Annotated in this window: 17 protein-coding genes; 16 read left to right on the top strand and 1 reads right to left on the bottom strand. The window is 50.6% G+C overall.

Annotation, left to right across the window (positions count from 1 at the left end; genetic code table 11):
- Positions 1 to 422: 422 nt before the first annotated feature.
- From MKX75_RS27085 to MKX75_RS27025, 13 genes are all read left to right on the top strand, one after another.
- Entirely contained in the window at positions 423 to 1,559 is a 1,137-nt protein-coding gene (locus tag MKX75_RS27085) for a cobalt-precorrin-5B (C(1))-methyltransferase (protein ID WP_339167540.1), read from the top strand.
- Positions 1,522 to 2,802 carry a precorrin-6y C5,15-methyltransferase (decarboxylating) subunit CbiE gene (gene cbiE / locus MKX75_RS27080; protein ID WP_339167539.1) on the top strand — a complete coding sequence of 427 codons (1,281 nt, stop codon included), beginning with the start codon at positions 1,522 to 1,524 and terminating at the stop codon, positions 2,800 to 2,802. Before MKX75_RS27085 ends, cbiE begins: the two co-directional genes overlap by 38 nt.
- 32 nt (positions 2,803 to 2,834) lie before the next feature.
- On the top strand, positions 2,835 to 3,551 hold the full coding sequence (cobI, locus tag MKX75_RS27075; RefSeq protein ID WP_339167538.1) for a precorrin-2 C(20)-methyltransferase: 717 nt from the start codon (positions 2,835 to 2,837) through the stop codon (positions 3,549 to 3,551).
- Entirely contained in the window at positions 3,548 to 4,345 is a 798-nt protein-coding gene (gene cobM, locus MKX75_RS27070; RefSeq protein WP_076332461.1) for a precorrin-4 C(11)-methyltransferase, read from the top strand. Before cobI ends, cobM begins: the two co-directional genes overlap by 4 nt.
- Positions 4,338 to 5,426, top strand: a complete 1,089-nt coding sequence (locus MKX75_RS27065; RefSeq protein WP_339167537.1) for a cobalamin biosynthesis protein — start codon at positions 4,338 to 4,340, stop codon at positions 5,424 to 5,426. The genes cobM and MKX75_RS27065 overlap by 8 nt, the downstream gene beginning before the upstream one ends.
- 384 nt (positions 5,427 to 5,810) lie before the next feature.
- Positions 5,811 to 7,310, top strand: coding sequence for a cobyrinate a,c-diamide synthase (locus tag MKX75_RS27060; RefSeq protein WP_339167535.1), 1,500 nt, complete (start codon positions 5,811 to 5,813; stop codon positions 7,308 to 7,310).
- 182 nt (positions 7,311 to 7,492) lie between these two features.
- The gene (locus MKX75_RS27055; RefSeq protein WP_062836872.1) at positions 7,493 to 8,212 is read left to right on the top strand and encodes an SDR family oxidoreductase; all 720 of its coding nucleotides are present in this window, start codon (positions 7,493 to 7,495) and stop codon (positions 8,210 to 8,212) included.
- Positions 8,213 to 8,255: 43 nt separating this feature from the next.
- A complete protein-coding gene (locus tag MKX75_RS27050) occupies positions 8,256 to 8,894 on the top strand; it encodes a ThuA domain-containing protein (protein WP_339167534.1) in 639 nt (212 codons plus the stop codon).
- 72 nt (positions 8,895 to 8,966) lie between these two features.
- On the top strand, positions 8,967 to 9,347 hold the full coding sequence (locus MKX75_RS27045) for a phasin family protein (RefSeq protein ID WP_339167532.1): 381 nt from the start codon (positions 8,967 to 8,969) through the stop codon (positions 9,345 to 9,347).
- Positions 9,348 to 11,018, top strand: a complete 1,671-nt coding sequence (locus MKX75_RS27040; RefSeq protein WP_237177321.1) for an AarF/ABC1/UbiB kinase family protein — start codon at positions 9,348 to 9,350, stop codon at positions 11,016 to 11,018.
- Between the two features lie 514 nt (positions 11,019 to 11,532).
- Positions 11,533 to 12,984, top strand: a complete 1,452-nt coding sequence (locus MKX75_RS27035; protein WP_339167531.1) for a SulP family inorganic anion transporter — start codon at positions 11,533 to 11,535, stop codon at positions 12,982 to 12,984.
- A gap of 54 nt (positions 12,985 to 13,038) precedes the next feature.
- Positions 13,039 to 13,254, top strand: a complete 216-nt coding sequence (locus MKX75_RS27030) for a hypothetical protein (RefSeq protein ID WP_339167529.1) — start codon at positions 13,039 to 13,041, stop codon at positions 13,252 to 13,254.
- 816 nt (positions 13,255 to 14,070) lie between these two features.
- A complete protein-coding gene (locus MKX75_RS27025; protein ID WP_339167528.1) occupies positions 14,071 to 15,654 on the top strand; it encodes a DEAD/DEAH box helicase in 1,584 nt (527 codons plus the stop codon).
- Between the two features lie 491 nt (positions 15,655 to 16,145).
- Here the strand turns inward: MKX75_RS27025 and MKX75_RS27020 are convergent, their stop codons facing one another.
- A complete protein-coding gene (locus MKX75_RS27020; protein WP_339167527.1) occupies positions 16,146 to 16,940 on the bottom strand; it encodes a hypothetical protein in 795 nt (264 codons plus the stop codon).
- Between the two features lie 546 nt (positions 16,941 to 17,486).
- On the opposite strand from MKX75_RS27020, the gene MKX75_RS27015 reads away from it, so the two are divergent.
- The 3 genes from MKX75_RS27015 (at position 17,487) to MKX75_RS27005 (ending at position 25,378) form a co-directional block, all read left to right on the top strand.
- Positions 17,487 to 19,280: a VWA domain-containing protein gene (locus tag MKX75_RS27015; RefSeq protein ID WP_339167526.1), complete on the top strand. Its 1,794-nt coding sequence runs from the start codon at positions 17,487 to 17,489 to the stop codon at positions 19,278 to 19,280.
- Between the two features lie 259 nt (positions 19,281 to 19,539).
- The gene (locus tag MKX75_RS27010) at positions 19,540 to 22,929 is read left to right on the top strand and encodes a tubulin-like doman-containing protein (protein ID WP_339167525.1); all 3,390 of its coding nucleotides are present in this window, start codon (positions 19,540 to 19,542) and stop codon (positions 22,927 to 22,929) included.
- A 1-nt stretch (position 22,930) separates the two neighbouring features.
- Positions 22,931 to 25,378 carry a transcription initiation factor TFIID gene (locus MKX75_RS27005; RefSeq protein ID WP_339167523.1) on the top strand — a complete coding sequence of 816 codons (2,448 nt, stop codon included), beginning with the start codon at positions 22,931 to 22,933 and terminating at the stop codon, positions 25,376 to 25,378.
- The last annotated feature ends 89 nt before the right edge of the window (positions 25,379 to 25,467 follow it).

Below are 25,467 nucleotides of genomic sequence, written 5' to 3'. Positions count from 1 at the left end.
AACCGTGATCATAAAAATGATCCGCCCCGGAGTGGTCCACCAAAGGCGGAAGTCTACACAAGCGCAACACCGTGTAACTACATTCCAAGCCAAGTCCTACTGGCATGGAATGATCAGTTACCCAAGATTACCTCAGGGCATTGTTTAGCCCAAGAGGTGGCATTTCGCACTGTGCCAAGTGGATGCAGAAGCAGGTAGCAGCGAAGGGGACGGAATCGATTCTGAAGAAGCGGAGCGGTCGCTTTTGTCTCCGGATTTCTCCCTTTACAAAAGGGAATCAAAGAAATCTGGAGACAACAGCGATCATAAGAACGATCCGTCCCCGTAGCGGCCACCTAAGCTCCCAAAGCCATCACCCACACACGCAGCGTAATGCCACCTCATTTAAACTAGCTAATTAAAGGACGGGAGGTTCAAACCCCATGATAGGCGGCAATACACCAGACCCCGACAAACCAATGCGTTCCGGCTTCACCACAGGAGCATGCGCCACAGCCGTTGCCAAGGGAGCAACGCAGCTCCTGTTAACAGGTGTTACGCCGGCACAGGCCGTGGTTTCATTGCCCGCGGGCTTTGACCACTCGTTCGAACTGATCGAGCAGGAACTGACCGATGGCGTAGCGACCTGTGCCACGATCAAAGACGCCGGGGATGACCCGGACGCCACGCATCGGGCGAAGATCATCGCACATGTGTCCTGGCGGGACGAGCCGGGGATGGAGCTGGATGGAGGTATCGGCGTTGGCCGGGTCACGAAGCCCGGACTTCCCGTGCCTGTAGGCGAAGCGGCAATTAATCCCGTTCCGCGCCGAATGATTACCGAGGCCGTCACCCAGGTGCTTGCCGAACATGGCACAGCCAGAGGAGTGCGGGTTGTGATTAGCGTCCCGGATGGCGAAGAAATCGCCAAGAAGACCCTGAATTCCCGGCTCGGCATTCTGGGCGGCATCTCCATTTTAGGTACACGCGGCGTGGTCGTTCCGTTCTCTACCTCTGCCTACAGAGCGAGTGTGGTACAGGCGATCTCGGTTGCTCAGGCATCCGGCTGTGAGCATATTGTGCTGACCACGGGCGGCAGTAGTGAGAAATACGCGATGAAAATGATGCCCGAGCTGCCAGAGGAAGCCTTTATTCAAATGGGAGACTTTGTCGGCTTTGCGATTAAACACGGTAAACGACTGGGGATGAAACGCATTAGTCTGGTCGGGATGCCTGGCAAATTTGCCAAAGTAGCTCAAGGCGTCATGATGGTGCACTCCAAGAGTGCGCCGGTGGATTTTGGATTTCTTGCGTCCGTGGCCCGCGAGACCGGAGCCGAAGATGAACTGGCGCAAGCGATCGAGGAAGCCAACACGGCGACTCAGGTGGCAGATATGATGACTGAGGCCGGGTACTTGCCCTATTTTGAAAAGTTATGTACATATGCTTGCCAGCACTGTTTGGAACATGCGGGAGGCGGCATAACGGTGGAAGTGGTATTGGTAACGATGAAAGGAATGGAACTGGGGAGGGCGGAAATCAGTGAACTCGAAGACAGCAACTGGAGCAAAGAATCGTAAAATCCGCATTATCGGCGTGGGTGAAGAAGGCGCGGCAGGATTGACAACGGATAGCCTGAATCTCATTCAGGAGGCAGATGTACTCGTGAGCGGAGAGCGCCAGCTGCAATATTTCCCGGCATTTGCGGGTGAGAAGTTAGCGATTAAGAGCGGTTTAAGCGATCTGGTTGTGAAAATAAAAGCGTTACAGGCCACACACAACGTTGTTGTGCTTGCCTCGGGAGACCCGCTGTTCTACGGCATCGCCGGGTATTTAGCGCGCAAAATCGGCCCGGACCAACTGGAGATCCGGCCTAATCTCAGCTCGCTGCAGCTGGCATTTGCCCAGCTTGGCGAGAGCTGGCACGATGCCGTGCTCGAAAGCGTGCACGGACGCCCGCTCAAGGGCCTCGCACAGCGCATTGATGGCAAAGCCAAAATTGCGCTGCTCACGGACGAGCACAACAGCCCCGCTGCGATCGGCGCTTATCTGCAACAGTTCGGCATGACCGAGTATGATGCCTACGTTGCCGAGAACCTGGGCGGGGCAGATGAACGTGCCCGCCATTATACCCTCGACGAGCTGGCGGCAGCAGAATGCAGCGCGCTGAACGTCGTGATTTTGCTGCGCCGCAAGGATGCGCCGGCGCCGCGCCGGGGATTCGGTTTTGCCGACGAGGAATTCCATCAGCGCAAACCGGAAAAAGGCCTGATCACCAAGCGCGAGGTCCGCGCATTCAGCTTGGCTGAACTGCGACTTGGCGTGGACAGCATTGTGTGGGATATCGGCGCTGGCTCCGGCTCGGTGGCGGTAGAATGCACGCGGCTCGCGCCGCAGGGACAAGTCTTCGCCATCGAAAAAAATGAAGGTGACCTCGTGAACATCGAGGCCAATCGGATCAAATTCCGGACAGACTTCACCGTCCTTCATGCCAAAGCACCAGCAGGGCTGGACGAACTACCGAATCCGGATGCGGTGTTCATCGGCGGCAGCGGCGGTGAACTCGCGCAGCTGATTGCCTTGTGTGCGTCCCGGTTACGCCCGGAGGGACGCATCGTGGTGAATGCAGCGACCATCGAGACGCTGCATGACAGCATGAAGGCCATGCGCGAAGCAGGCCTTGACCCATCGGTGACGTTACTTCAGACGGCGCGTAGCAAGCCGATTCTGAACATGACCCGTTTTGACGGATTGAACCCAATTTACGTGATCACAGGACAGCATGGAGTAACAGAGGAAGCGGAAGCTGGAACGGCAGAATGACTTTTCAAGGACAGGACAAGGGGGAAAACAACATGAGTACGGCAACAGTAGGTACGCTGTATGGCGTGGGTGTCGGGCCGGGTGACCCGGAGCTGATTACCGTGAAGGCGTACCGGATGATCCGGGAATGTCCCGTGGTTGCTTACCCGAAGAAGCGCAAAGGCGGTAAATCGTACGCCCATGAGATCGTGGAACTGTATGTGAACCCAGAAGAGAAAGAGATGCTCGGCTTGATTTTCCCGATGACGAAGGACCCGGTTGTGCTCGAACGCGAGTGGGGCAAGACCGTTGAAGCATGCTGGGGTGCGCTCAAGGAAGGCAAGGATGTGGCCTTTGTAACCGAGGGTGACCCAAACCTGTACAGCACATTTATTCATTTGGCACGGTTAATGAGAGAGTTGCATCCTGAAGTGCCCATTAGTTCGATTCCAGGCATCTCTTCTGTACTGGGTGCAGCGGCAGCACTGGATATCCATCTGGCAGACGGAGACGAACAGGTGGGCATCATTCCGGCTACGGCAGATAAAGAAGCGATGCGGCAGGCGATTGAGCATCACGATACGATTGTATTTATCAAGGTGGCAAAGGTGCTTGACCCGATGCTTGAATTACTGGATGAGATGGGACTGGGCGGCAAAGCTTCGGTTGTTACCAAAGTCACTTCTCCATATGAACTGGTCTGGCGCGATGCCCGTGAACTGAAAGGACAGGAGCTGGAATATCTGAGCCTGATGGTGGTGAGCAAATGAAGACATTAGAAGCGAAAGTCTACATCGTAGGTGCGGGCCCGGGAGACCCGGAACTGATTACGGTGAAGGGTTCGAACATTTTGAGAAGTGCGGATCTGGTGCTGTATACGGATTCCCTCGTGAATGATGAACTGATCGCAACTGCAAAGCCTGAAGCAGAAGTGCTGCAAAGCTCTGGTATGGATCTGGAACGTCAGGTCGAGCTGATGTGTGAAGCCACTCGTGCCGGTCGCAGCGTAGCTCGTGTACATACGGGTGATCCGGCGATGTACGGCGCAATTCTGGAACAAATGGTACTGCTGAAACAGCAGGGTGTGGAATATGAGATCATTCCGGGTGTGAGTTCGGTCTTTGCTTCGGCAGCTGCATTAGGGGCTGAACTTACCGTACCAGAACTGACACAGACCGTAATTCTGACGCGTGCAGAAGGTCGTACCCCTGTACCTGAACGGGAGAAGCTGCGTGATCTGGCATCTCATCACTGTACGGTGGCGCTCTTCCTGAGTGCGACTTTGGCGAAAAAAGTCGTCGTTGAATTCCTCGCCGCAGGCTGGAGCGAAGATACACCGGTAGCAGTCGTGCAGCGGGCAACATGGCCTGATCAAAAGATTGTACGGACCACACTTGCCAATCTGGCAGCGGATCTGCGTGCCGCAGGCATTACAATGCATGCGATGATTTTGGCAGGCTGGGCGCTTGATCCTGACCTCGTGAACCGGGATGCCCACCGTTCCAAGCTGTACGACAAATCCTTCACCCATGGCTATCGCAAGGGAGTGAAGTCTGGTGAGTAATCCGTTTGCAGCTATAGCCATTACGAAACATGGTGTGGAGATGGTGCGTAATCTGGCAGGGCAGTTCCAGGGCACGGACGTATTTTATATGAGCAAGTTTGAACGTGGGGATGAGGAGCAGCTTGGTTATCAGTTGTTCGAAGGCTCGGTAAAGCTGATTTTGCCTGATTTGTTCAAGCGATATAACGGCATTATTCTATTCATCTCTTTGGGTGCGGTTGTGCGTATGATTGCTCCGATTCTGGTGGACAAAAAAGTCGATCCGGCCGTGCTGGTCATTGATGACCGCGGCGAGAATGTGATCAGCGTGCTGTCTGGTCATCTAGGCGGTGCCAATGAGTTGACACGTCAGGTCGCTGAAGTACTCGGCGCACGTGCAGTGATCACAACGGCTTCAGACGTGCAAGGCACCATTCCGGTGGACATGTTCGGCCGGGAGTTGGGTTGGATCGTGGACAGCTTCGACAAAGCAACACCGGTCAGTGCGGCTGTTGTAAACGAAGAGCCTGTAGCTCTCATTCAGGAGACGGGGGAGCGGAACTGGTGGAAATATAACAAACCTGTGCCAGATCATATCCGTGTCTTCAGCAGCCTGGAGGAAACGGCATCATTCCCGTTCAACGCTGCGCTGGTCGTCAGTGACCGCCTGCTTTCAGCAGAAGAAGAGGAACGTTTTCTCACCAATGGCGTACTGTATCGCCCGAAAAGCCTCGTGCTCGGTATGGGGTGCAATCGCGGTACATCTGTAGAGGAATTAGAGCAGGAAGTCCTCGCCACCTTGGAGGAGTTATCCCTCTCCGTGAAGAGCGTGCGCAACATTGCCACGATTGATCTGAAAAAAGATGAAGAGGGCCTGTTGGCCCTCTGCGCCAAATACGGCTGGGAGCTGGTGACCTACACCCCTGCGGAGCTGAATACGGTGAAGCTTGCGAATCCTTCCGAGACGGTGTTCAAATATACCGGAGCATATGGCGTAAGTGAACCTGCGGCGTTGATCTCCTCGGGAGCCGATCATTGGCTGCTTGAGAAGAAAAAGAGCGGCAATCTGACGATCTCCGTTGCCCGGGTTTCATTTGAGTAGAGATATGCATGAAGTGAATCTACTTTACACAATAGCACTGCGATGACAGAATACCCTTCGGATCGCTGTTATCCCCGGATTTTTTTGATTCCCTTTTCAAAGGGTAAAATCCGGTGCTAAGCGTATGCTTCCGATGTAGCCTTCTTTCAGAAAGCTTTTAGGCGAGATAATGCTTACGAAGTAGCTTACTTTCAGAAAGCTTTTAGCCCCGCTTCTTCAGGTTATTTCTGTCCTCTCCGTTATTGTGTAAACATTAATTTCATGAATAAAGAGTATTAATCTTGACCGCATCGCTATATGATGCGGTTTTGTTTAGATTATAGAATTTATACGTTTTCAGCGGAGCTGAAGAATTCGATATCGCAAGAAAAGGTGGAATTGACAATGACCATTTCAGATTGTAACGCCAGACCCCGACTAATCATTGCAGGCACCGGAAGTGGTGCAGGGAAAACGACAGTAACCTTGGGCCTGATGAGAGCACTCGCCCAGCGTGGTTTGAGTGTACAAGGGTTCAAATGCGGCCCGGATTATATTGATCCGACATACCATACCGCCGTCACGGGCAGACCGTCCCGTAATCTGGATGCATGGATGACATCGCCTGAATACGTGAGGCATACGTTCGAGAAAGCATCTGCCGGGCATGATATTTCCATTATCGAAGGCGTTATGGGCCTCTACGATGGCAAAGATCCGCTCAGCAATACAGGCTCAACTGCAGAGATTGCTCAAGTGACCCAGACTCCTGTGATCCTAGTCGTGGATGTACGCAGCATGGCTCGCAGTGCGGCTGCGATTGTTCTTGGTTTTCAACAGTTAGAGCCTGAATTAAATATTGCCGGAGTGATCGTCAACCGTTGTGGAAGTGCGGGGCACTATACCATTGTGAAAAAAGCTATTGAGCAGATGTGCGGCATTCCGGTGGTCGGCTGGCTGAAGCGGGACGAAGACATGTCCATCCCAGAGAGACATCTAGGACTGGTGCCTGCCATCGAGCGCGGTGAATTGGAACCATTATTTCAGCGGGCAGCCGATGTGCTGATGGAAGGCACCGATCTGGATCTTCTGCTGGATCTCGCAGCAAGCGCCCCGCCTTTGAATGCAGAAGATGTGAGTCCTAAGACTATTGCCAGCACTGATCCTGCTAATGCTGAATCAGGCCCAAATTACGATCCACATTCCAATTCAGTGATCAACGATAATAATCGACATGTATCATATGCGGTACAGCCTGTCATTGCCGTTGCGCGTGATGCGGCATTTAATTTCTATTATCCCGATAATCTGGAATTGCTCGAAGCGGCCGGGGCTCGATTACAATACTTCAGTCCGCTCGCTGGCGAAGGTATTCCAACAGATGTGGATAGCATCTATTTGGGCGGCGGGTTTCCAGAGGAATTTGCAGCAGAGATTGCCGGTAACCAAGGGTTTCTGGAAGGACTTCGAGAGGCAGCACAATCCAACATGCCTTTATTTGCCGAGTGTGGAGGTTACATGGTGCTCGGGGAAACGTTGACCGACCGTGAGGGCGCTACTTTCGACATGGCGGGTATTATCCCCGCACAGGTGCAGATGCAGAAGAAGCGCGCCGCGCTTGGTTATCGTGAAGCGAGTAGTGTTCAGGATTCTTTTTTGCTGAAAAAGGGTGAGGTACTTCGGGGTCATGAATTCCATTATTCCACGATGACCTATCGTGAAGAAGAAACAATCCCTTATGCATATGAGACCAAGGGGTTGCGTGGCTTGAAGCAAGAAGGGTATGCCGCAGACAACATTGTGGCGGGGTATACGCACGTTCATCTGGGCTCTTACCCGGATGCCGCTCAAAGATGGGTGGAGCATTGTCTAGCCTATCGGCAGGAGCGATATAGGCAGAGATAATAGCAGCTATTTATAGCTCATATGGATAGCTGAATTCAATAAGCAAAATGGCTCTAATCTCGCTTTTTCTTCCTGAGACTTTGGTCGTGAAGTTGGTGATCCCCATGATCAATTAAAGGTTTTCAGATGAATATGTGGAATGAGTTAAAGACAGAATCATTATGCGAGGGAGGGACATCGTGATGAGAACCGTATGTGTAACGGGAGCTGCCCGGGGTTTGGGATTGGCTTTGACGGCACAGATGCTCAAGAGAGGTTATCTCGTGTATGCGGCGGGTCTGGACGTGGAGGATTCCGAGGGAATTCGTGTGCTTGCAGAAGGGTATCCGGACCATCTGCGTGCGATCGAATTGGATATCGCGGACGACCTGTCGGTAGCTCTGTTCACAGAGACATTGAAGCTGGATACGAATCATCTGGATATGCTGATCAATAATGCGGCTATACTAGGAAGTATTACGGATCATATCCGCGGGCCGTTGAATATGGCGGAGATGGCTGAAGTATTTAATGTGAACACCTTAGGTACACTGCGTGTGACTCATTCCCTGTTACCCCTCCTTCTTCAAGGACAGGTCAAGCTGATTGTTGATATCTCTTCCGAGGCTGGAAGTATAGAGCAATGCAGTCGGGATGGCTGGTATGCCTATTGTATGTCCAAAGCTGCTTTGAACATGCAGGCCCGTCTTGTACATAATGGACTGAAGGATGAAGGTGGACAAGTGATGCTTGTGCATCCTGGTTGGGTACAGAGTTATATGCGGGGTGAACTGGATGCTTCTGCGGATCTCACGCCCGAGCAATCTGCACAGCATATCGCAGTACTTATCGACCGCCATGAACAGTTTAAAGGAGATCAGCCCGCATATGTGGACTACAAGGGAGACACGCTTCCCTGGTAGTTGGTTTTATACAGTGAGGTGAACAAGAAAGGAGATTGATTGAATGGATCATCGTAAAAAAGCGTTGCTACTTGGCGATTATACACATCCGGACTGGCACCCGCTTCAGGGGGTGGATGCGGAGATTAGCCGAATTTTCCATGATACTATGACAGTGCAGTGCAGTGAGAACCGGAATATGCTGCTGCAAGAAAATATAACCGGATTTGATGTGTGTATCTCATACATGGACGATTGGAAGGGGAAAGTCTCTCCACAGCAGACAGCAGGTTTGTTGTCCTATGTGAGTAATGGGGGTGGACTGGTCATTATACATAACGGCATTTCGCTCCAAAATCGTTATGAGCTCAAACAGATGATCGGTGCCAAGTTCCTGCATCATCCGGCGTATGCACCGCTTGAATTCACTGTAACGGCGGAAAGTCATCCCGTGACGGAGGGCATTTCGAATTTCACAATGGAAGAAGAGCCGTATCAGTTTGAATTTGGTTCTTTTGCCGAAACGAAAATATTGCTTGAATATCAATCCGAAGAAGGACCAAAGCCTGCGGTTTGGGCTCATCGATATGGTGTTGGGCGTATTGTTTATCTGATGCCAGGTCATCATGTGCCATCTTTTGCGAACGAAACGTACCGCAAGTTACTTCTGCAAGCAGGCAAATGGGCTGCACGTTACGTCTGATCGGACTGACATTTTTGCATGCGGAGTGTAAGGGGTATAATATAGAGATCAACGAAGAGGAGGATGACAAATATGAGCGATTTGTTCAAAAAGGCGATCTCGTTAGGGCTTGGTCTTACTGTCGTAAGCAAAGAGAAAATTGAGAAAACCGTGGATGATTTGGTCAAGCGCGGGGAACTTGCGCCCGGTGAATCCAAAGCTTTGGTTGAACGCCTGCTGGAACGGGGCGATGAAGAGCAAGGTCAGCTCAAACGGGTGATTCAGGAACAGGTTAAACGAGTGCTTCAGGAAGCTGGTGTGGCATCCGAAAGTGATGTAACCAGTCTGGAACAGCGCGTTGCTGTCCTGGAGAAAAAACTTGCCGAACTGGGCCACACACCACAGCTTCAACCTGATGAATCCCCGGCTCCGCTTGAAGTTCCTCCTCCTCTCAAAGGAAACGAGATCGAGTAGATGGCAGTGCGAATCAAACATGTCGGCAGATACCGTGAAATTGCCATGGCGCTAGTGCGTCATGGCTTCGGTTATATGGTCGAGGAGCTGGGCTTGTTCCAGCTGCTGGCTCTGCCCAGACGGTGGATGTCGCGTGAAGCACACACCACCAAAACGTTGAGTGAACGCATCAGGCTTGTGCTGCAGGAGCTGGGGCCAGCTTTCGTTAAGCTGGGGCAACTCGCAAGCACAAGGGCAGATCTATTGCCTGAGTCTGTCATTCGCGAGCTGGTGAAGTTGCAGGACCAAGTCCCGCCGTTCTCTTCCGAGACGGCACGGGGTATTTTGGAACAGGAATTGGATACACCGCTGGAGGAGATCTTTTCCCGGTTCGAGGATACCCCTGTAGCTGCGGCCAGCATTGGACAGGTGCATCTGGGCAAACTTCGAAGCGGTGAGTCGGTAGCCATCAAGATTCAGCGGCCGGGCATATCGCGTATTGTGCAGCGTGACCTGGATATTTTGCGTGAGCTGACAGCCATGGCTGAGAAGCGCTGGGACTGGGTGAAGCAATATCAGATTCCGCAAATGGTAGAAGAATATGCTCAGGCATTGATGGCTGAGCTGGATTATACGGTCGAAGGACGCAATACGGAAAAGATTGCACAGCAATATCAACAGGACAACAAGGTCAAAATCCCGACCATTTACTGGGATCAGACTTCGTCCCGTGTGCTCACGATGGAATATATCGAAGGTATCAAACTTAATGATCGTGAAGAGCTGGTCAGACGCGGCCATGATCTGAACAATATTGCAGAGCGGTTGGTAGATTCCTTATTAAACCAAATCTTTATCCAGGGATTCTTTCACGCTGACCCACATCCAGGCAACCTGATGGTATTGAAGGATGGCCGTCTTGCTTTTATAGACTTCGGTATGGTGGGCAGTCTGAGCGATGAGATGAAACAACAGCTCGCTTCGCTTATTATTGGGTTAATGCGCAAAGATACGGACAGTATGATCCGGGCAATTGAGAAGCTCGGCATGATGCCTGATGACATGGATCTGCGTGGGCTTCATGTGGATTTGGACAAGTTGCGTACCAAATATTACGATATTCCCTTTTCCAAGATTAGTGTGGGTCAGGCGTTAAATGATTTGTTCGGCGTAGCCCAGAGGCACCGGGTTGTCATGCCTGCGGATATTCTTCTGCTCGGTAAATCGTTGCTGACGATGGAAGGTGTAATCGAACATCTCGATCCTTCCCTGAGCATTGTAGATATGGCTGAGCCCTTTGGGCGGAAACTGATCAAGGAACGTTTTAGCGCTGGAAGAATCAAGAATCGGTTGTTCCGCAGTGCGGCTGATATGGCCGAGAGTGTCATTGGGTTGCCAGGGCAGTTAAGGCAGTTATCATCCATTATTAGCAAAGGCAAGCTGAGGCTGGAGATCAGTGTCCCTGAACTGGATGCCCTCATGCGCAGAATGGATCAGATCAGCAATCGGCTGTCCTTCAGTATCGTGCTGCTCGCCTTTTGTATCATCATGGTGGGCCTGATTATCGGTTCGTCGATCAGTCATCAATCCACAATGCTGTGGGATATTCCGGTCATTGAAATTGGTTTCCTGGTGGCGATTCTGATGGTGGCTTTCCTGCTCTATTCGATATTCAAATCAGGAAGATTCTAGCATAGCAATGCGATAATACCCGTTAAAGAGACTTTCTTCAAAGGATCTTGGCGGGTTATTTTTTGTGAATAGAGCATGGGCGAGTAAATTATAGAAAGATTAAGATAATAGGAGATAAGGTTCTATTTTTTTGGCTTAACTGTATTAGTACATATCCAATCCTGTGACTATAATAATAGGTCAGTACATTAACGGACCCAGTTTTTCTGAGAGGGGAAAACCTATTGGCTTCAGGATCAGCTCCTGTTGTCGCACGAGTAAGTCAACTGAGGCAGCAATGGAATGCTAGCGGTACACACTGGAACGGAAAAGACGTGAGTGCTCATTAACCCGTCAAGACTATATGTATGGTGAAGAATGATGCAACTCAGGCAAGAGCATAGGCAGATCATGCGGAGAGGAATCCGTTGTTTTGTGCTGTCCTGGGTAGTTGGTTAGTGTGAACGGCTTCCGTTACTCTTCAGTAGGATTGTCCATTATGAGGAATACACGTAGGAGGAACGGCAAAGAACATATGAATACTTTAAAACAACAATGGTTTGGCAACATTCGCGGAGACGTGCTGGCAGGCATTACGGTAGCGCTGGCGTTAATTCCGGAAGCCATCGCTTTCTCCATCATTGCTGGTGTCGATCCGATGGTCGGATTGTACGCTTCGATTACGATTGCGATTGTGATCTCGATTGCTGGTGGAAGACCAGGCATGATCTCGGCGGCAACAGGTGCCATGGCGGTACTGATGGTTGGACTCGTCAAGGATTATGGCGTGGAATATCTTTTTGCAGCGACGATATTGACGGGCATTATCCAGTTTATACTGGGCATATTTAAGGTTGGACGGTTTATTACGTTTGTGCCTCATTCGGTACTGACCGGATTCGTGAATGCACTGGCTATCCTGATCTTTATGGCGCAGTTAACCCACTTCACGGGAGCGAACTGGATCATGTATGCGATGGTAGCGGGCACGCTGGCGATCGTTTATATTTTGCCACGGTTTTTCAAAGGCATTCCAGCTCCACTGATTGCAATCATCGTGATGACGATTATTACCGTGGTGTTTCACCTGGACGTAAGAACGGTAGGAAACATGGGAAATATAACGAGTACTCTGCCGATGTTCCATTTGCCGAATATTGCATGGACTTGGGACACGCTGATGATTCTGCTGCCTTACTCATTCACCATGGCACTGGTTGGATTGCTGGAATCCCTGTTGACCGCAACCATCGTGGATGAGATGACCGAGACGAAGAGCAGCAAGAACCGTGAAGTGCGGGGTCAGGGTATCGCGAATTTTGTGAACGGTTTGTTTGGCGGCATGGGCGGCTGTGCGATGATCGGGCAGTCGGTCATTAATGTGAAGTCTGGCGGACGTGGAAGATTATCTACGTTTACTGCGGGTGCGTTTCTCGCGATCCTGTTGCTGCTGTTTAGCGGTGTGGTGAAACAGGTACCGATGGGTGCGCTCGTCGGTGTAATGTTTATGGTGTGTATCGGAACATTCGACTGGAGTTCTATCAAAAATATTGCTCGCGTGCCGCGAGCGGAAGCCTTTGTCATGATCGTGACGGTGGCGATTGTGGTCTATACCCATGATCTGTCGATCGGGGTCATGGTCGGCGTTGTGCTCAGTGTGCTGCATTTCGGCTGGAAACAGACCAAGATCCGCGTACAGTCAAGCCAGGAACAAGGTCAGAAGGTATATCGGGTTCACGGACCATTCTTCTTCGGTTCTTCGTCCCGCTTTGTGGATGAGTTCGATGCGGAAGCTGATCCGAAGGAGATCACGATTGATTTCGGAGGGTCACATATCTGGGACAATACCGCGGTTGTGGCTATCGGCAAAGTGAAGTTCAAATACGCGAAGCTTGGCAAAACCGTGCACCTGCGCGGGTTGAACGAAGAGAGCACTCGCATTCTTGAACGGAGTGGATTTGCCACAGCCGGAGGGCATGGTTCGTAACTTGTTCGGACGAGAAGTTATGAAGGTTACTGTCCTAACGTAGTAGTAGCGAACATGCGACAACCTTATGAAAAAGAAAACATAAAAGATGCTTTTTTATCAACGGCGCACTTTTCCCTAATTTCAATTGGGGAGAGGGCGTCGTTGTTTTTATTAGAGAATGTGATGTACAGCGAAGAAGAAGAAGAAGAAGAAGAAGAAGTAGTAGTAGTAGTAGTAGTTCTAGTGGCAGTTCTAATGGTAGTAGTGGTACTTTTAGTAGAAGTATAGGCAGTGTTGATTATTTTTGGTTGTTGTTGTTGTTGTTGTTGTTCCTAGTTCTAGTTTTTGCAGTTGATGTTCTGGTTCTAGTCGATGTTGTTATTGCTGTAGTCGATGTTATTGTGTTGAAGCTTGTGCCCTTCAGTACGTGTAATTCCTAACGAACCTGACACGTCTTATATGGGGTTATTTGCTGTTTTCGTTAATCTAACGAATCTCAGACATCTTATTTTGCTAATATCGCCAATATAGAGGCCGTTTATCGTGTATTTACGAGTAATAAGGTGGCTGGAGTTCGTTAGAAATTACAAACCGCTCTAATCGACGGAATAAGGTGTCCTAGGTTCGTTAGAATTAGTGGGGTAGTAATTCACATCGTGAAAACTATTTTCGATCCATTTACAAAGAGTATACCCCGATCTACCATCTACTCACCGCTCCACCGCGTTCAGTTCAATCCTCAACCCCATTCACAGAGTCAACCTTCGAACTAATTTCAGGATATTCCACTCATTACCAGGTTCAAGGGGCTCCAATAGTTACTCTTCAAAAACCATCCTCAAACTCACTTGGTCGATACATGTCACGCTGATCTTGGAATTTTGTGCTACAAGTTGGGGGTGTAACGCTGTATCCCCTTTTGTTTTGCTTGACTAACGTGTAAACTACAGGGTATGGAGAAGAAGAGCAACGAGTGGATTGCTTTTTAAAAAATTCATTTCATAATCATGATTGATATAAGGAAAACTAGTCTTGATGGCAGATACTGATACTAAGGTCATTATGAAATGGACTTATCTAAATGAATTTACAGAGGTGTAACGATTGGCAAACTTTGAACAACTGGGCATTCGCCCGGAATGGTGCGAGATCCTGAAACATCAGGGCATCGCCGTGCCGACTCCGGTACAGGAGCGTTCGATTCCGGTACTGCTGGGTGGACGTGATATTATCGCTGAGGCACAGACAGGAACAGGGAAAACGCTAGCTTTTTTGCTGCCGATTATTCAGAAAATTAACGTATCCGACCGCTCCCCGCAAGCGCTGATTATCGCGCCTACGCGTGAGCTTGCGCTGCAAATTACGGAAGAAGCGAAGAAGCTCACGGCAAACGACGATAAGCTTCACGTGCTTGCAGTATACGGCGGGCAGGATGTGGACAAGCAGCTGCGTAAATTGCAGAACGGCACCCAGATCGTTATTGGTACACCAGGGCGTCTTCTGGATCACCTGCGTCGGGGCACGTTGAAGCTTGATAATGTGAAAAAACTGGTGTTGGATGAAGCCGACCAAATGCTGCACATGGGCTTCCTGGACGATGTGGAGACGATTCTTAGCGAGCTGCCACATAAACGTCAGACAATGCTGTTCTCAGCAACGATGCCGAAGGGTATTCGCAATCTCGCGAAGACTTACATGAAAGATCCGGAAGATGTAAAAGTATCTTCCCAATCTGTTATCCCGATCAAGCAGATTCGCCAGCAAGTGCTAGAGTGCACGGATCGCGGTAAGCTCGAGGCGCTTCGCGGCATGATTGATACGTATCGCCCATACTTGGCGATCATTTTCTGCCGGACCAAGCGTCGTGCATCCAAGCTGAACCAAGATCTGCGTGAAGCAGGTTATGCAAGTGATGAACTTCATGGAGATCTGTCCCAGTCCAAGCGTGAGAACGTAATGAAAGCGTTCCGTGATGCCAAACTGCAAGTGCTCGTTGCTACAGATGTAGCTGCACGTGGACTTGATGTTGAAGGCGTAACGCATGTATTCAACTACGATATGCCGCATGATGCGGAAAGTTATATTCACCGGATCGGTCGTACGGGCCGTGCTGGCGGTACAGGTCTTGCTGTGACGTTTGCAACAGAGCACGACAGACCAGAGCTTGCACGTATTGAACAAGGGATCGACCAGAAGCTGTCCCGTATCCAGTGGACGAGCGAAGGTCCAATTGCTTCGACTGGAGCAGCTAGACGTTCCATCAACAGTCAGGGGGATGACGAACGTTCAGGCGGACGTTCTTCCGGAACAGGAAGTGCCCGTCGCGGTGCAGGCCGTAACGATCGCAGAGATGGCGGACGTGGGGGGCGTGGTTCCCGCGGTGGCGAAGGTGGCCGCAGTGAAGGCGGACGCAGTGGTGGTCGTAGCGGTGGCCGCAGCAGCGACAGCAGTCGTGGTGCAGCGGGTCAAGGTGGCCGCGGTGCAGGTCGCAGTGGCGACGAGCGCAGCGCAGGCCGTGGTTCTGCACGCAGCAGCGACAGCAGTCGCGGTGCAGCTAGCAGCGGCTGGGCTGGCCGTAGTGCCGACAAGCGCACCTCCGGGCGCAGTAGCGAAGGCTCTCGCCGTCCGGAATCCGCAGGACGCGGACCGGCGAAGGGCGACCGTCGCGATTCACGTCGCGGACGGTAAAGCCTTGGCGCAAGCGGCGATACAGCCGCAATTGCGCAGGCACCATGCCATGCCACAGTGATGGGCATGGCACATTATGAGAGGGTTCGGGTACAGATGTACCGAACCCTCAGATCAAGGGTCGCGACGGAACCACGTCGCGGCCCTTTTTCACCAGGACAGATGATCATTTCCGCTTATTCTTTTTGTCATCTGCGAGTACCTGTTTGCGCGCCTGCTTGGTTCATGGAAGATGCCATTTAGGTATTAACCATCTAGTTATTCTTTTTTTCGTGTACTGCGCACAGCACTTGGCAGACTGCCATAAACTTCAAAACACCTCATCCTAGACCTAAGGATGGGGTGTTTTTGGATCATTTCTTATATCATTAGAAGCATAACCTTCGATCTGTGGTGCTGACGCGCATGCAGGGGTAGATGAAATTGCATTCGTCTATATACACGGAGTGAGTTTGCACTAAATTACGTTTTTCTATCTCGATATATCATCCCTACACATGAACATCTGCGTATTGATCCCGATATTTCTCGTTATACACCCGGCCTACCGACTCTGCCAGTCCCCCACGTGCTTTGCTCGGATACCGTTCAATCGTGTGATAGAGCCGCATGAATCGATCTTTGGGCATAAAGCGGGCGTAGCGGGTAATAAGACTAGGGAATAACTCAATATATTTGCTCTTGCGCACAGCAGCAGCAGCAACGGCTGTAAGAATCTGAATTCCGTTGTGGAGCTGTAAAATGTTCACTTCATAGGTCGCGATATAACGAATCGCATCTTCACGGATCAAATCCGGCTTAAGCCGTGCAATCTCACCGATATATTCAGCGAGCAGCCGCTCGAAACTGTGTAGCAGCAAGGGCTTGAGCTGAAGATCCATATCACTGCGCAGGACAAAGGATTGTAGCAACGCAACCTGTTGCAGTCGAATTCGGTCATTGTAGACGAGTGAGCCGATCTCGCGGAGCATCTCATAGGCAAGTGCTTCATCCTGCTTTCGGGCTTCGGCGACCAGAGCCCAGTTGCGGTTGATGCCCTGGCGGATGAGTTCCTCATCCTGTTGCAACGTGCGCTTCAACTCGCGCTGCTGCTCTACCTCGAACGAACGTTTCTGCATGAAGATCAGTAAGGCCAGAAGCAGCAAGGAAACACTGGCCGCCGCCATGGTCTGATCTATGGTCTCACCGAAATAGGTGGCCCCTGCACCGAACAAAATCGTAATGAACAGGTCGCGTGCAATCCGGCGTTTCACACGGGAAGTTGCTTTCTCCTGAACGGAATTCAAGGTACCTCGGCCACAGGCCGTGCATTCATCTTCCCACAGGCAGGTATACTGCCCACAACGTGAGCAGACTTGCAACTTTTCATAGGCATAGGTCGTTCGATGAAATGGTCGTATGGATACAACTAGTTTAGTACTCATGCTCAATCACGCTCACCATTCAGAATAGTGTAGAGGGTACGATCCGTGTCTTCACGGGAGACCGGTTTCCGCCGATGAAGCTGAAGTGCAAAACCCTTTATCATGACAAAAAGAAACAATATGGCGAGGCATCCGTATGTAACCATAATCCGTTCCCTTCTATAGCTTGGTGAACAAGCGTTGTTATATTGCAGTTTGCTGGCAATAACTATATCATATTTCCATAGTTGGTACTTTTGTTCCAGTTACAGGCGTGAAATCGTCGATTTTTGTCAGTCATTACAAAACTGTAACTCAAGATAGGGGTGCTTTTCAGAATTTATTAGTAGACTGTTAAGATTTCCTTAAGGCTTGACGCCTATAATAAACTATTCCCATTTTAATCTCAAACGTGAAGGAGTACACCCAATGCTGCGGACACGCAAAATACGCTGGCTCAGCGGAACGATGGTTCTGCTGGCAATTCTAACGCTACTGCTACCTCAAGCGTTGCTGCCACAAGCTGCAGCGGCTCAGGCACAGACGAGCGGAATTGATGCGGTACTTGTAGCCGATGTAAGTAACTCGATGAATACAAGTGACCGTGACAAGATCAGTAATGAAGCCATGAAAATGTTTATTGATATGCTGCCAGTCCAGGGGGACAAGGTAGGGATTGTCGCTTATACCGATCAGGTGGAGCGGGAAAAGGCTATGCTGGAGATTCAGTCCGATGCGGACAAGAGCAGCCTAAAGGATTTTATTGATCAGCTCGGCCGGGGGCCATATACCGATGTCTCAGTTGGTGTCGCCGAAGCCGTGAATATACTGAATCATGGTGCAGACCCATCCCACTCACCGATGATCGTGCTACTGGCGGATGGTAACAATGACTTTAACAAAACCAAAGGCCGTACACAGGCACAATCCGACGCTGATCTCGCGAAAGCCGTGAAGGAAGCACAGGATCAGGGTATTCCGGTATATACGATTGGACTGAACGCGGATGGCAAGCTGAACAAAAATGCACTCGCAGACCTGGCGCAGCAGACCGGAGGCAAGTCATTCATTACCGATACGCCGGATGATCTGCCACAGATTCTGAGTGAGATCTTCGCCGATCATGCCAAACTGAACGTGGTGAAGCTGCCCTCTGTAACAGGAAACGGCAGTTATCAGGAAGTTACCGTGAACGTACCGAATGATAGTGTACTGGAAGCGAACATCTCGATTATGTCCTCGAAGCCAGTGGAAGTGCAATTGACGGATCCTTCCGGACAAGCCGTGGATCTGAACTCGGATGCAGCCAAGCTCTCGACGTCGAAGAGTTATTCGCTTGTGAAGCTGTTAAAACCCCAAGAGGGAGACTGGAAACTTCGGGTAAAAGGGGCTCCAAAAGACAGCATCGATATCAACCTGTTGTTCAACTATGATCTTCAGCTCGTTGTGGACCCAATTAAGACCAAGTCCTATACCAAAGGGGACAAGGTTGATCTAGCAGCCAAACTGGAGAATGGCGGTCAGCCACTTCAGGATAATGATCTGTATACAGATATGAAGGCCACGCTGGTTGTGAAAGATGTAGATACAGGGAAAAGCGAGGAGCAACCGCTGGAAAACACAGGTTCTGGTTTTGCCGGAACGTTTGAAGTACCGGACAATCATAATTATGAGTTGATCATCCGTGCGGAAGAAGACAGCTTCTACCGTGAAAGTGCGCCAATCACGATTAATGCGAGCGGAGCAGCCGGAAGTGGATCTCAACCAACAACGTCAGGCGGTGAACAGGACAAGCCGTTTCCTTGGTTACCTGTCATCCTGGGTGTTATAGCCCTGATTGTGGTCGGTGTTGGTGCCTGGTTCCTGATGGGCTGGCTGAAACGCAAAAACCGGGGATTTGTAGGTCAGATGGTCGTGGAGATTCGTGATGAGAACACGGGAGACAAGTCCTATCCGCAATATAAAAAGCTGGTATCCTTCCGGGGCAGATTCCATCTGCATCAGTTGTTGCAACTGGACCCTGAACTGAAGGAAACCGAAAAATACGTATTTACGCCTAGCAATGGGGATCGAATTATAATCCGTAACACCGCAGGCGGTACGCTGGAGAAATCCGGTCGTGCAGTCGATGCAAGCTCAGGCGTTGAACTGAAGAACGGTGACCGACTGAGCATCCCGCTGCAACAGGCGGACAAAACGATTTTAATTGAGTATTTGGTGTAAGTTGATTGTTTGGTTTAAGTTGATTGTTTAGTTTAAAAGGATGCCAATAAAATTTGGGACCAACTGTTTACACGAGAACGCAGAGGACAGAAATAACGTGAAGAAGCGGAAGCGTTCGCCTTTATCCCCGGATTTTCACTTTGTAAAAGTGAATTGAAAAAATCTGGGGATAACAGCGATCGGAATGTTATTCTGTCATCGGAGTGGCAAGTGTAATGAAGTTGCAGTTCCAACTTTGTTAATCAAAGGAGGACAACGAATGAAACCGATTGTTAGAGAACATATTCAGCAACTGGATGTATCACTTGGCGGAGGTATTGTCAGTGAGAAGATCAGAGTTGATACGATTGATAACCCCATTCTGATTATTGGTCTGGGGGGAACAGGAATTGATGCGCTGCTGCGCCTTAAATATCAGATTAACCGTCGTTTCAAGCTGCCACAGGACCCGGTATCCAAGAAAAAAATGGACAAGCCGGATAATGTGGAGTTTCTGGCTTTTGAGACGAACGAACAGGATCGTGCCAAAAAGTATAAAGGAATCGGACTCGATCCGATTAATGAATTCGTGCTGCTGTCCAATGCCGAGATCGGCGGACTTCTTCAAAACCGCAGCGTGCTGGAGCCTTACATTACGGACTGGCTATCTCCGGAACTGAGCATCACGGACGGTATGAACGGCGCCGCAGGGGTGCGTCAGGCTGGACGTTTGCTGCTGTTCACGAAGATTAATCAGGTCGTACAGGCCATCGACAAAAAGATCAAAACCTTATCCGTAGGCACTAACAAAAAACTGATGGTGTTCCTGCTGACAGGTCTGTCCGGCGGTACAGGCAGCGGCTGTTTCCTCGATATTTCCTATATCGTACGCGGCATTATCGAACGTGATCACGGCTCAGCCGGGATTGACCGCGTCAATACGCTGGGATATCTGTTCACGCCAGACGTGAACCTGTCCAACAAAAGCTTGAGCGAACACACGCGTGAATACATTCGCAAGAACGGATATGCAGCGCTCAAAGAGCTGGACTACTGGATGAACGTGGATAGCCGCGGTGAGCGATTTACACAGAAGTACGGCAATATTTTAACCGTCAACTCACCACTGCCACCATTTAACCTGTGTCACCTGATCTCTGCGACGAATACCGAAGGCAAATTGCTAGAGAACGCCTACGACTACTGCATGAATGTCACTGCCGAGAACATTACCAACTTCATGGCAAGTGAGGAGAAGCAGTCGGGTGAGGAGTTTGCGATCCATGACTATATCAGCAACATTCGCACCAACATCGCACAGATGAACAAGGTGTACCCGGCGAACTATGATTACAACATCATCGGTGCATCTTCGGCTGTCCTGCCGATTGAAGAGATGACCACCTATCTGGCGTATCGCATGTTCGACAAAATGAACACCATGTTCTCCAAAGCACCGAACCAGGAGGATACCGAGAAGTTTGCCCGCAAGCTGGGCATTGATCTCGAAAGTGTGGTCAAGTCTTTTGAAGCGCGCGTGCCAGAGCCGCTACCTGGTTATCAGAACAGCGAGCGTTTATCCTATGGCAACGTGGTGAAATCACAGGTTGTGAATATGGATACCGAACTGGAGCAGAACTTCCTGGCTCGTGCTCGTGAAGAATATATCAAGGCGAAGAAACAACTGCCGGGCGAGATTGCCGGTCAGTTCACCGAACAGATCCGGCGTATGTTTTTGCATCCCGAACAAGGTCCGTTCTATGTATCCCGTCTGATTTATACGGAAAAAGGCTTCTGTGTACTGAAGATGATCCAGTCGTACATCGAAACGTTGCGTGAGAATGCCTTCCGCATTCCGCGTGATATTGAAGCAGCTCAGGAGCAGTCCGAAGAGAAGCTGGGCGATGCGAAGAGTGCTTTTGTCTCCAAAGAGAAGAAAAAGAATGCTTATATTGAAGCAAAAATTCATGAGTACTGGCTGCACGCCGACGTGGAACGCAACGATCAGATGATCGAGTTCTATGAAGATCTGTATGAGTTGCTGAACCAGGAAAACAGCCGCATTTATAACGTATTTACCGAAACGCTGAACGCTCTTAGCTCGATATTCGCCAAGAATGGTGACCTGCTGACACGCGGCGAGGAACAAGCCGATCACAAAGGCAACAAAACATATTACTGGAACGTTGTAAGTGTACCGGATATCGTCAGTGTGGTGGACGGGCTGCTGGATAAGCGTGATACAGATGATCTGATTCGTGACTTCTCCCGTGAATTGCTGGAAAACTCCAGCCAGTGGGTGAAAGAGAACGAGATTGATATCGTCAGCTCCATCTCCGACTTCCTGAGTGAGAAATTTGGTGATTTGATTACGCGTTCCATGGAAGATTTCCTGGTGATCAAATACGGTCAGGATGAGTCGGTTGAGAAGTTCGTGGAACGTTTCATTGCCGGCAAGCTGGATGATGAAGCCGTTCCGGTGTTCAATCTGAGCAACAGTACGGGCAGTCTGCATTTCCCTTCATGGGGATTTGTATCGGTACCGGCACAGGCGCCAGGCATCTTGAAAGGGATTCGCAATTATCAGAACAATGCGGTAGGCAAGTCTCATTTTACCGTAAAGGAAAGTGAAGTGCGTAACCGGATATTCTGGCTGAACACCCGCAACGGGGTACCACTCTTTGTCTATACACCGCTCAAAGTATATGAGGAAAGTTATGAACGTACCATTTTGGACAAAGAAGGCATTGGTCGTCACTTAGTGCAAACGGAGAAAAACAACTGGACCTATCTGCCGTCTCCGATTCCAGAGAAATCATGGGGAGATGTGTACGAGAATGCCCGCGTGAAGCAGTATAATGCCCGTGTGCGTAACGAATTCGAGCAGGCGCTCGGATACAGCATTGTGACAGCCAAATCCATTGATGAGAATACAAGCAATCGGTATGCGATTGTGACAACAGAAGCGTTTGACTTGTCTGCCAAACTGGGAGCCTACGACATGCGTCTGACGTCCACAACGCCGAACCTCGGAGAAGTGAAGCGGGCCGTGATTGAGCTGAAACGTCTGCAATCCGAAGGGTTGCCGCGTGTAGGCGTTAAGGATATTTTCGGCAGTATTAATGAAGATATGGCCAAAGAAAACCTGGTACGCTCCCCGCAGCTGATCGCACGTGTACGTGAGGAACTGGCGAAGATGAATGCCATCTCTGCCAAAGTCGCCGAACTGGAAGGCATTCTCGCCCAGTACCAGGACGAAGAGCAATGGTATGACCGCTTCATCGAAGCACTATATACCGACACCATCGTCAAAAAAGGTGCACTCTACGTTTATGACCGTGACCCGGAAGAAGACGCATGGGAGCCGTTCGCGAACCTGATGAAGAGCCGTAACTTTGCCGAGTATGAAGTGTTTGGCAACTTCCGCGGTCTGGCGGAGAAGGATCGCAGTACATTGCTGCGCAAAGCCTCCCGCCGCGATAACGATCTTACAGCTTCTGAGGATATCACCCCACTGCTGACAAAGCTTGATGATCTGGCCGCGCTGTTCATGGAATCGCGTGATCGTCTCGAATACGAGCGGGTAGAGCTGGCTAACGGAGAAGACATCTATCAGTTCTACAGAACGATGTCTTCCAAGCTGAACGACATTCGCAGAAGGCTGAAGTAAGATGGTGGCCGGGATGGAGTTCAATTCGAACAATACCCTGAAGCGTGATCTGGAGAAGTATGCAGCACAGTATGCAATCGAGCAGGAACGTCAAGGCAGCCTGGGTGATGGACGCAGCAGTATCCATTACCCGGCTTTGTTCCTTTTCGTGGGTGATCTGGTTGCACCTGCTGTGTCTGCCGTGCAGGAGATCAATCGGCTGAAGTGGGATAACGGAGACGGTGTGGTTTACGTTCAGATCGGGACAGAAGATCAGGAAGCGGGTCCGGGTAAAACGAGAAATGATGGCTCGTCCGATGATGGACAGGTGACTCTTCACCGCTTGCCTTTGTCCGCTGGGCAGACGGAGCGACCGTCCAAAACACGGCGCAAGGATGTCCACCGCAGTTTCCATGAATCGGATCAGGCGCTCTTTGACCTGAATCGTACGCTTCGGCGGGTTAGTAACCGAATTGCCGAATATGGACGGCTGTACTCGTCATTTGATCGGATTTACGTTACGGTGGTAACCAGAGCGGATGATCCGTTGAATGTATTATTGCCAGAGCTCACCAAGCTGACGGAGACCATTTTGTCCCAAGCCTTCAAGTCCGTGCAGACGGATCTGCATGTGTTGGTCAGCGAGATGGAGCAGGTGGACTCCTTCGGATATGCCAGCGCAGCAGGCCTTGCTTTTCTGCGGGAACTGGATTATATGCAGTCGCTGGACTACACGTTCAGCGGTAAACTGCTGGTGACGGAGGATGGGATCTCCATTCCGGTTACACATCCCGCTTCCCCGTTGTTTGATCTTGTATATCTCTTGTCCGACAAAAATGAGCGTGGAACCGGCGTTCCCGGTGGCTGGATCGAAAATGCCGAGATCATCTGCCGCATCTGCCTGCTGAAGAACAGGAAGCAGGATGTAGATCACTCGGGTAGCGTTTCAAGTACGGGAGCGAACACGTACAACAATACATCTTTTAAAAACAACATTCGTACCACCTCTGATCAGCATGGTTATGCAAGTGCGGGTTTTGCCGAGATCAGGCGGCCAAACAAGCCGATTGCACTGGCGGTGTTATATCACATGTATCGGTATCTGCTCGCACGCATGCGGCAGGAGCCGGACTGGAGTATTAAGGACAAGCTCGCTTTCTTTGGACTGGACGCGGCCTCGGTGGAACGCAAAGTTGAAGGCCTGCTGCCCGATGAAGATCTGGTTAGTGGCATGAGTGGCATCATGACGCATAACGTCAGTTTTTCCGATCTGAAGCCGCTCTCACTTCGTGAAGCGGAGAGAGCGTTGTTTGGACAAGGAGCTGAAGCGTACTTCCGCGATAACGTTGTCCGTCTTGTGGAAGAGCGTGTGCGCGAGCGCAGCTCTGGCGGCTCTCTGCGCCGTCAGGCCGAACAATCCCGCGCGGAGCATCCAGAGGTTGGTTACTTCCAGTGGGCTGCCTGGAGTGACAGTGAGCCTGGCAGTGTACGTGAAGCGCTGCTCGGACTGATTCGGGATAAATCGATGCAGCTTGAATCCGCGCGTGCTCTGCTGGAGCAACGTCAGCAAGAGCGCGTAGAAGATCAGTCGTTCAAACGGGCTTTGTTCCGTGATAAGCAGAATGTACGCAATCTGATTGACTGTATGCTGGAGCGATTGTATGTACCGAAAGTGGAATTACTGCGACTGGAAAATGAGTTACATCTGCTGCGTATCTACGATACGGAGATGGAAGAGCTTCACCGTTTCAGTCGCCACGTAACAGAAGCACTTGAATCGCTGGAACGCACACTGCGAGAAACGGCTGTCCAAAGTATCGCTGCTGCGGATGAATACATCGGCCAGAACGTGATGGAGTACTACGGCAAAGTGACAGAAGAGCTAATCATCGACCTGGAAGCCAAACGCGGACGGGATGTATGGTTTGAGGACCGTTACATGGGAGACATGAACCGGCTCGCCACAGAAGGCGATGATCGTCTGCTGAAACGGCTGATGGAGGTATGTCACTCGTTGCTGCTTACGGCCGAGCCGTTGCGATTGCCATTTGAAGAAGAGCTGTTGCAGCGGGCCAATGTAACGATTGCCTACGGAGACAAAGACGTATTGACCCGGGATGATCTGTTCCGCAGGTTATACCACACGCTGGAGGATCAGGCGGTTGTTCGAGTACGGGTATTCGATTATACGCAGGAACATCGGTATGAAGAGAAGTATTTCTTTGGTGACCATCATAGTGCTTTCATGGACTACGCGGCACGTGCCGAAGAGACGTCACGCATCTACAAGCTGGGTGTGGTGTACGAAGAACGTAGCAGTGGTGTGGAGAAGCTGAATCTGATGGGAGGTTTCCATCTGGAGGATCTCATGGTGTATCGGAACGGCAAAGTATATTATGACTCGTACACGGAGAATGGCTATGAACTTCACCCCGCAGGTCTTGTGGAGAAGTTGTCACCCATCCGTTAAGACGTCTGGATGGAAGGGAGGTACAGATTGGCTACTGATGCGAAGTTGCGCCGAGCAAACCCGATGTTTGTCTGTGACTCCGTGATTAG

Source organism: Paenibacillus sp. FSL R5-0341 (assembly GCF_037975235.1).
Classification (GTDB): Bacteria; Bacillota; Bacilli; order Paenibacillales; family Paenibacillaceae; genus Paenibacillus; species Paenibacillus amylolyticus_A.
This window is presented reverse-complemented; position numbering and strand designations above follow the sequence as displayed.

What these genes read in the sequence shown, in the direction of transcription:
- cobM (WP_076332461.1), top strand. Translation starts at nt 3,548, where the DNA reads ATGAAGACATTAGAAGCGAAAGTCTACATCGTAGGTGCGGGCCCGGGA.
- cobI (WP_339167538.1), top strand. Translation starts at nt 2,835, where the DNA reads ATGAGTACGGCAACAGTAGGTACGCTGTATGGCGTGGGTGTCGGGCCG.
- MKX75_RS27005 (WP_339167523.1), top strand. Translation starts at nt 22,931, where the DNA reads ATGGTGGCCGGGATGGAGTTCAATTCGAACAATACCCTGAAGCGTGAT.
- MKX75_RS27015 (WP_339167526.1), top strand. Translation starts at nt 17,487, where the DNA reads ATGCTGCGGACACGCAAAATACGCTGGCTCAGCGGAACGATGGTTCTG.
- MKX75_RS27035 (WP_339167531.1), top strand. Translation starts at nt 11,533, where the DNA reads ATGAATACTTTAAAACAACAATGGTTTGGCAACATTCGCGGAGACGTG.
- MKX75_RS27030 (WP_339167529.1), top strand. Translation starts at nt 13,039, where the DNA reads ATGCGACAACCTTATGAAAAAGAAAACATAAAAGATGCTTTTTTATCA.
- MKX75_RS27060 (WP_339167535.1), top strand. Translation starts at nt 5,811, where the DNA reads ATGACCATTTCAGATTGTAACGCCAGACCCCGACTAATCATTGCAGGC.
- MKX75_RS27045 (WP_339167532.1), top strand. Translation starts at nt 8,967, where the DNA reads ATGAGCGATTTGTTCAAAAAGGCGATCTCGTTAGGGCTTGGTCTTACT.
- MKX75_RS27085 (WP_339167540.1), top strand. Translation starts at nt 423, where the DNA reads ATGATAGGCGGCAATACACCAGACCCCGACAAACCAATGCGTTCCGGC.
- MKX75_RS27040 (WP_237177321.1), top strand. Translation starts at nt 9,348, where the DNA reads ATGGCAGTGCGAATCAAACATGTCGGCAGATACCGTGAAATTGCCATG.
- MKX75_RS27050 (WP_339167534.1), top strand. Translation starts at nt 8,256, where the DNA reads ATGGATCATCGTAAAAAAGCGTTGCTACTTGGCGATTATACACATCCG.
- MKX75_RS27055 (WP_062836872.1), top strand. Translation starts at nt 7,493, where the DNA reads ATGAGAACCGTATGTGTAACGGGAGCTGCCCGGGGTTTGGGATTGGCT.
- MKX75_RS27010 (WP_339167525.1), top strand. Translation starts at nt 19,540, where the DNA reads ATGAAACCGATTGTTAGAGAACATATTCAGCAACTGGATGTATCACTT.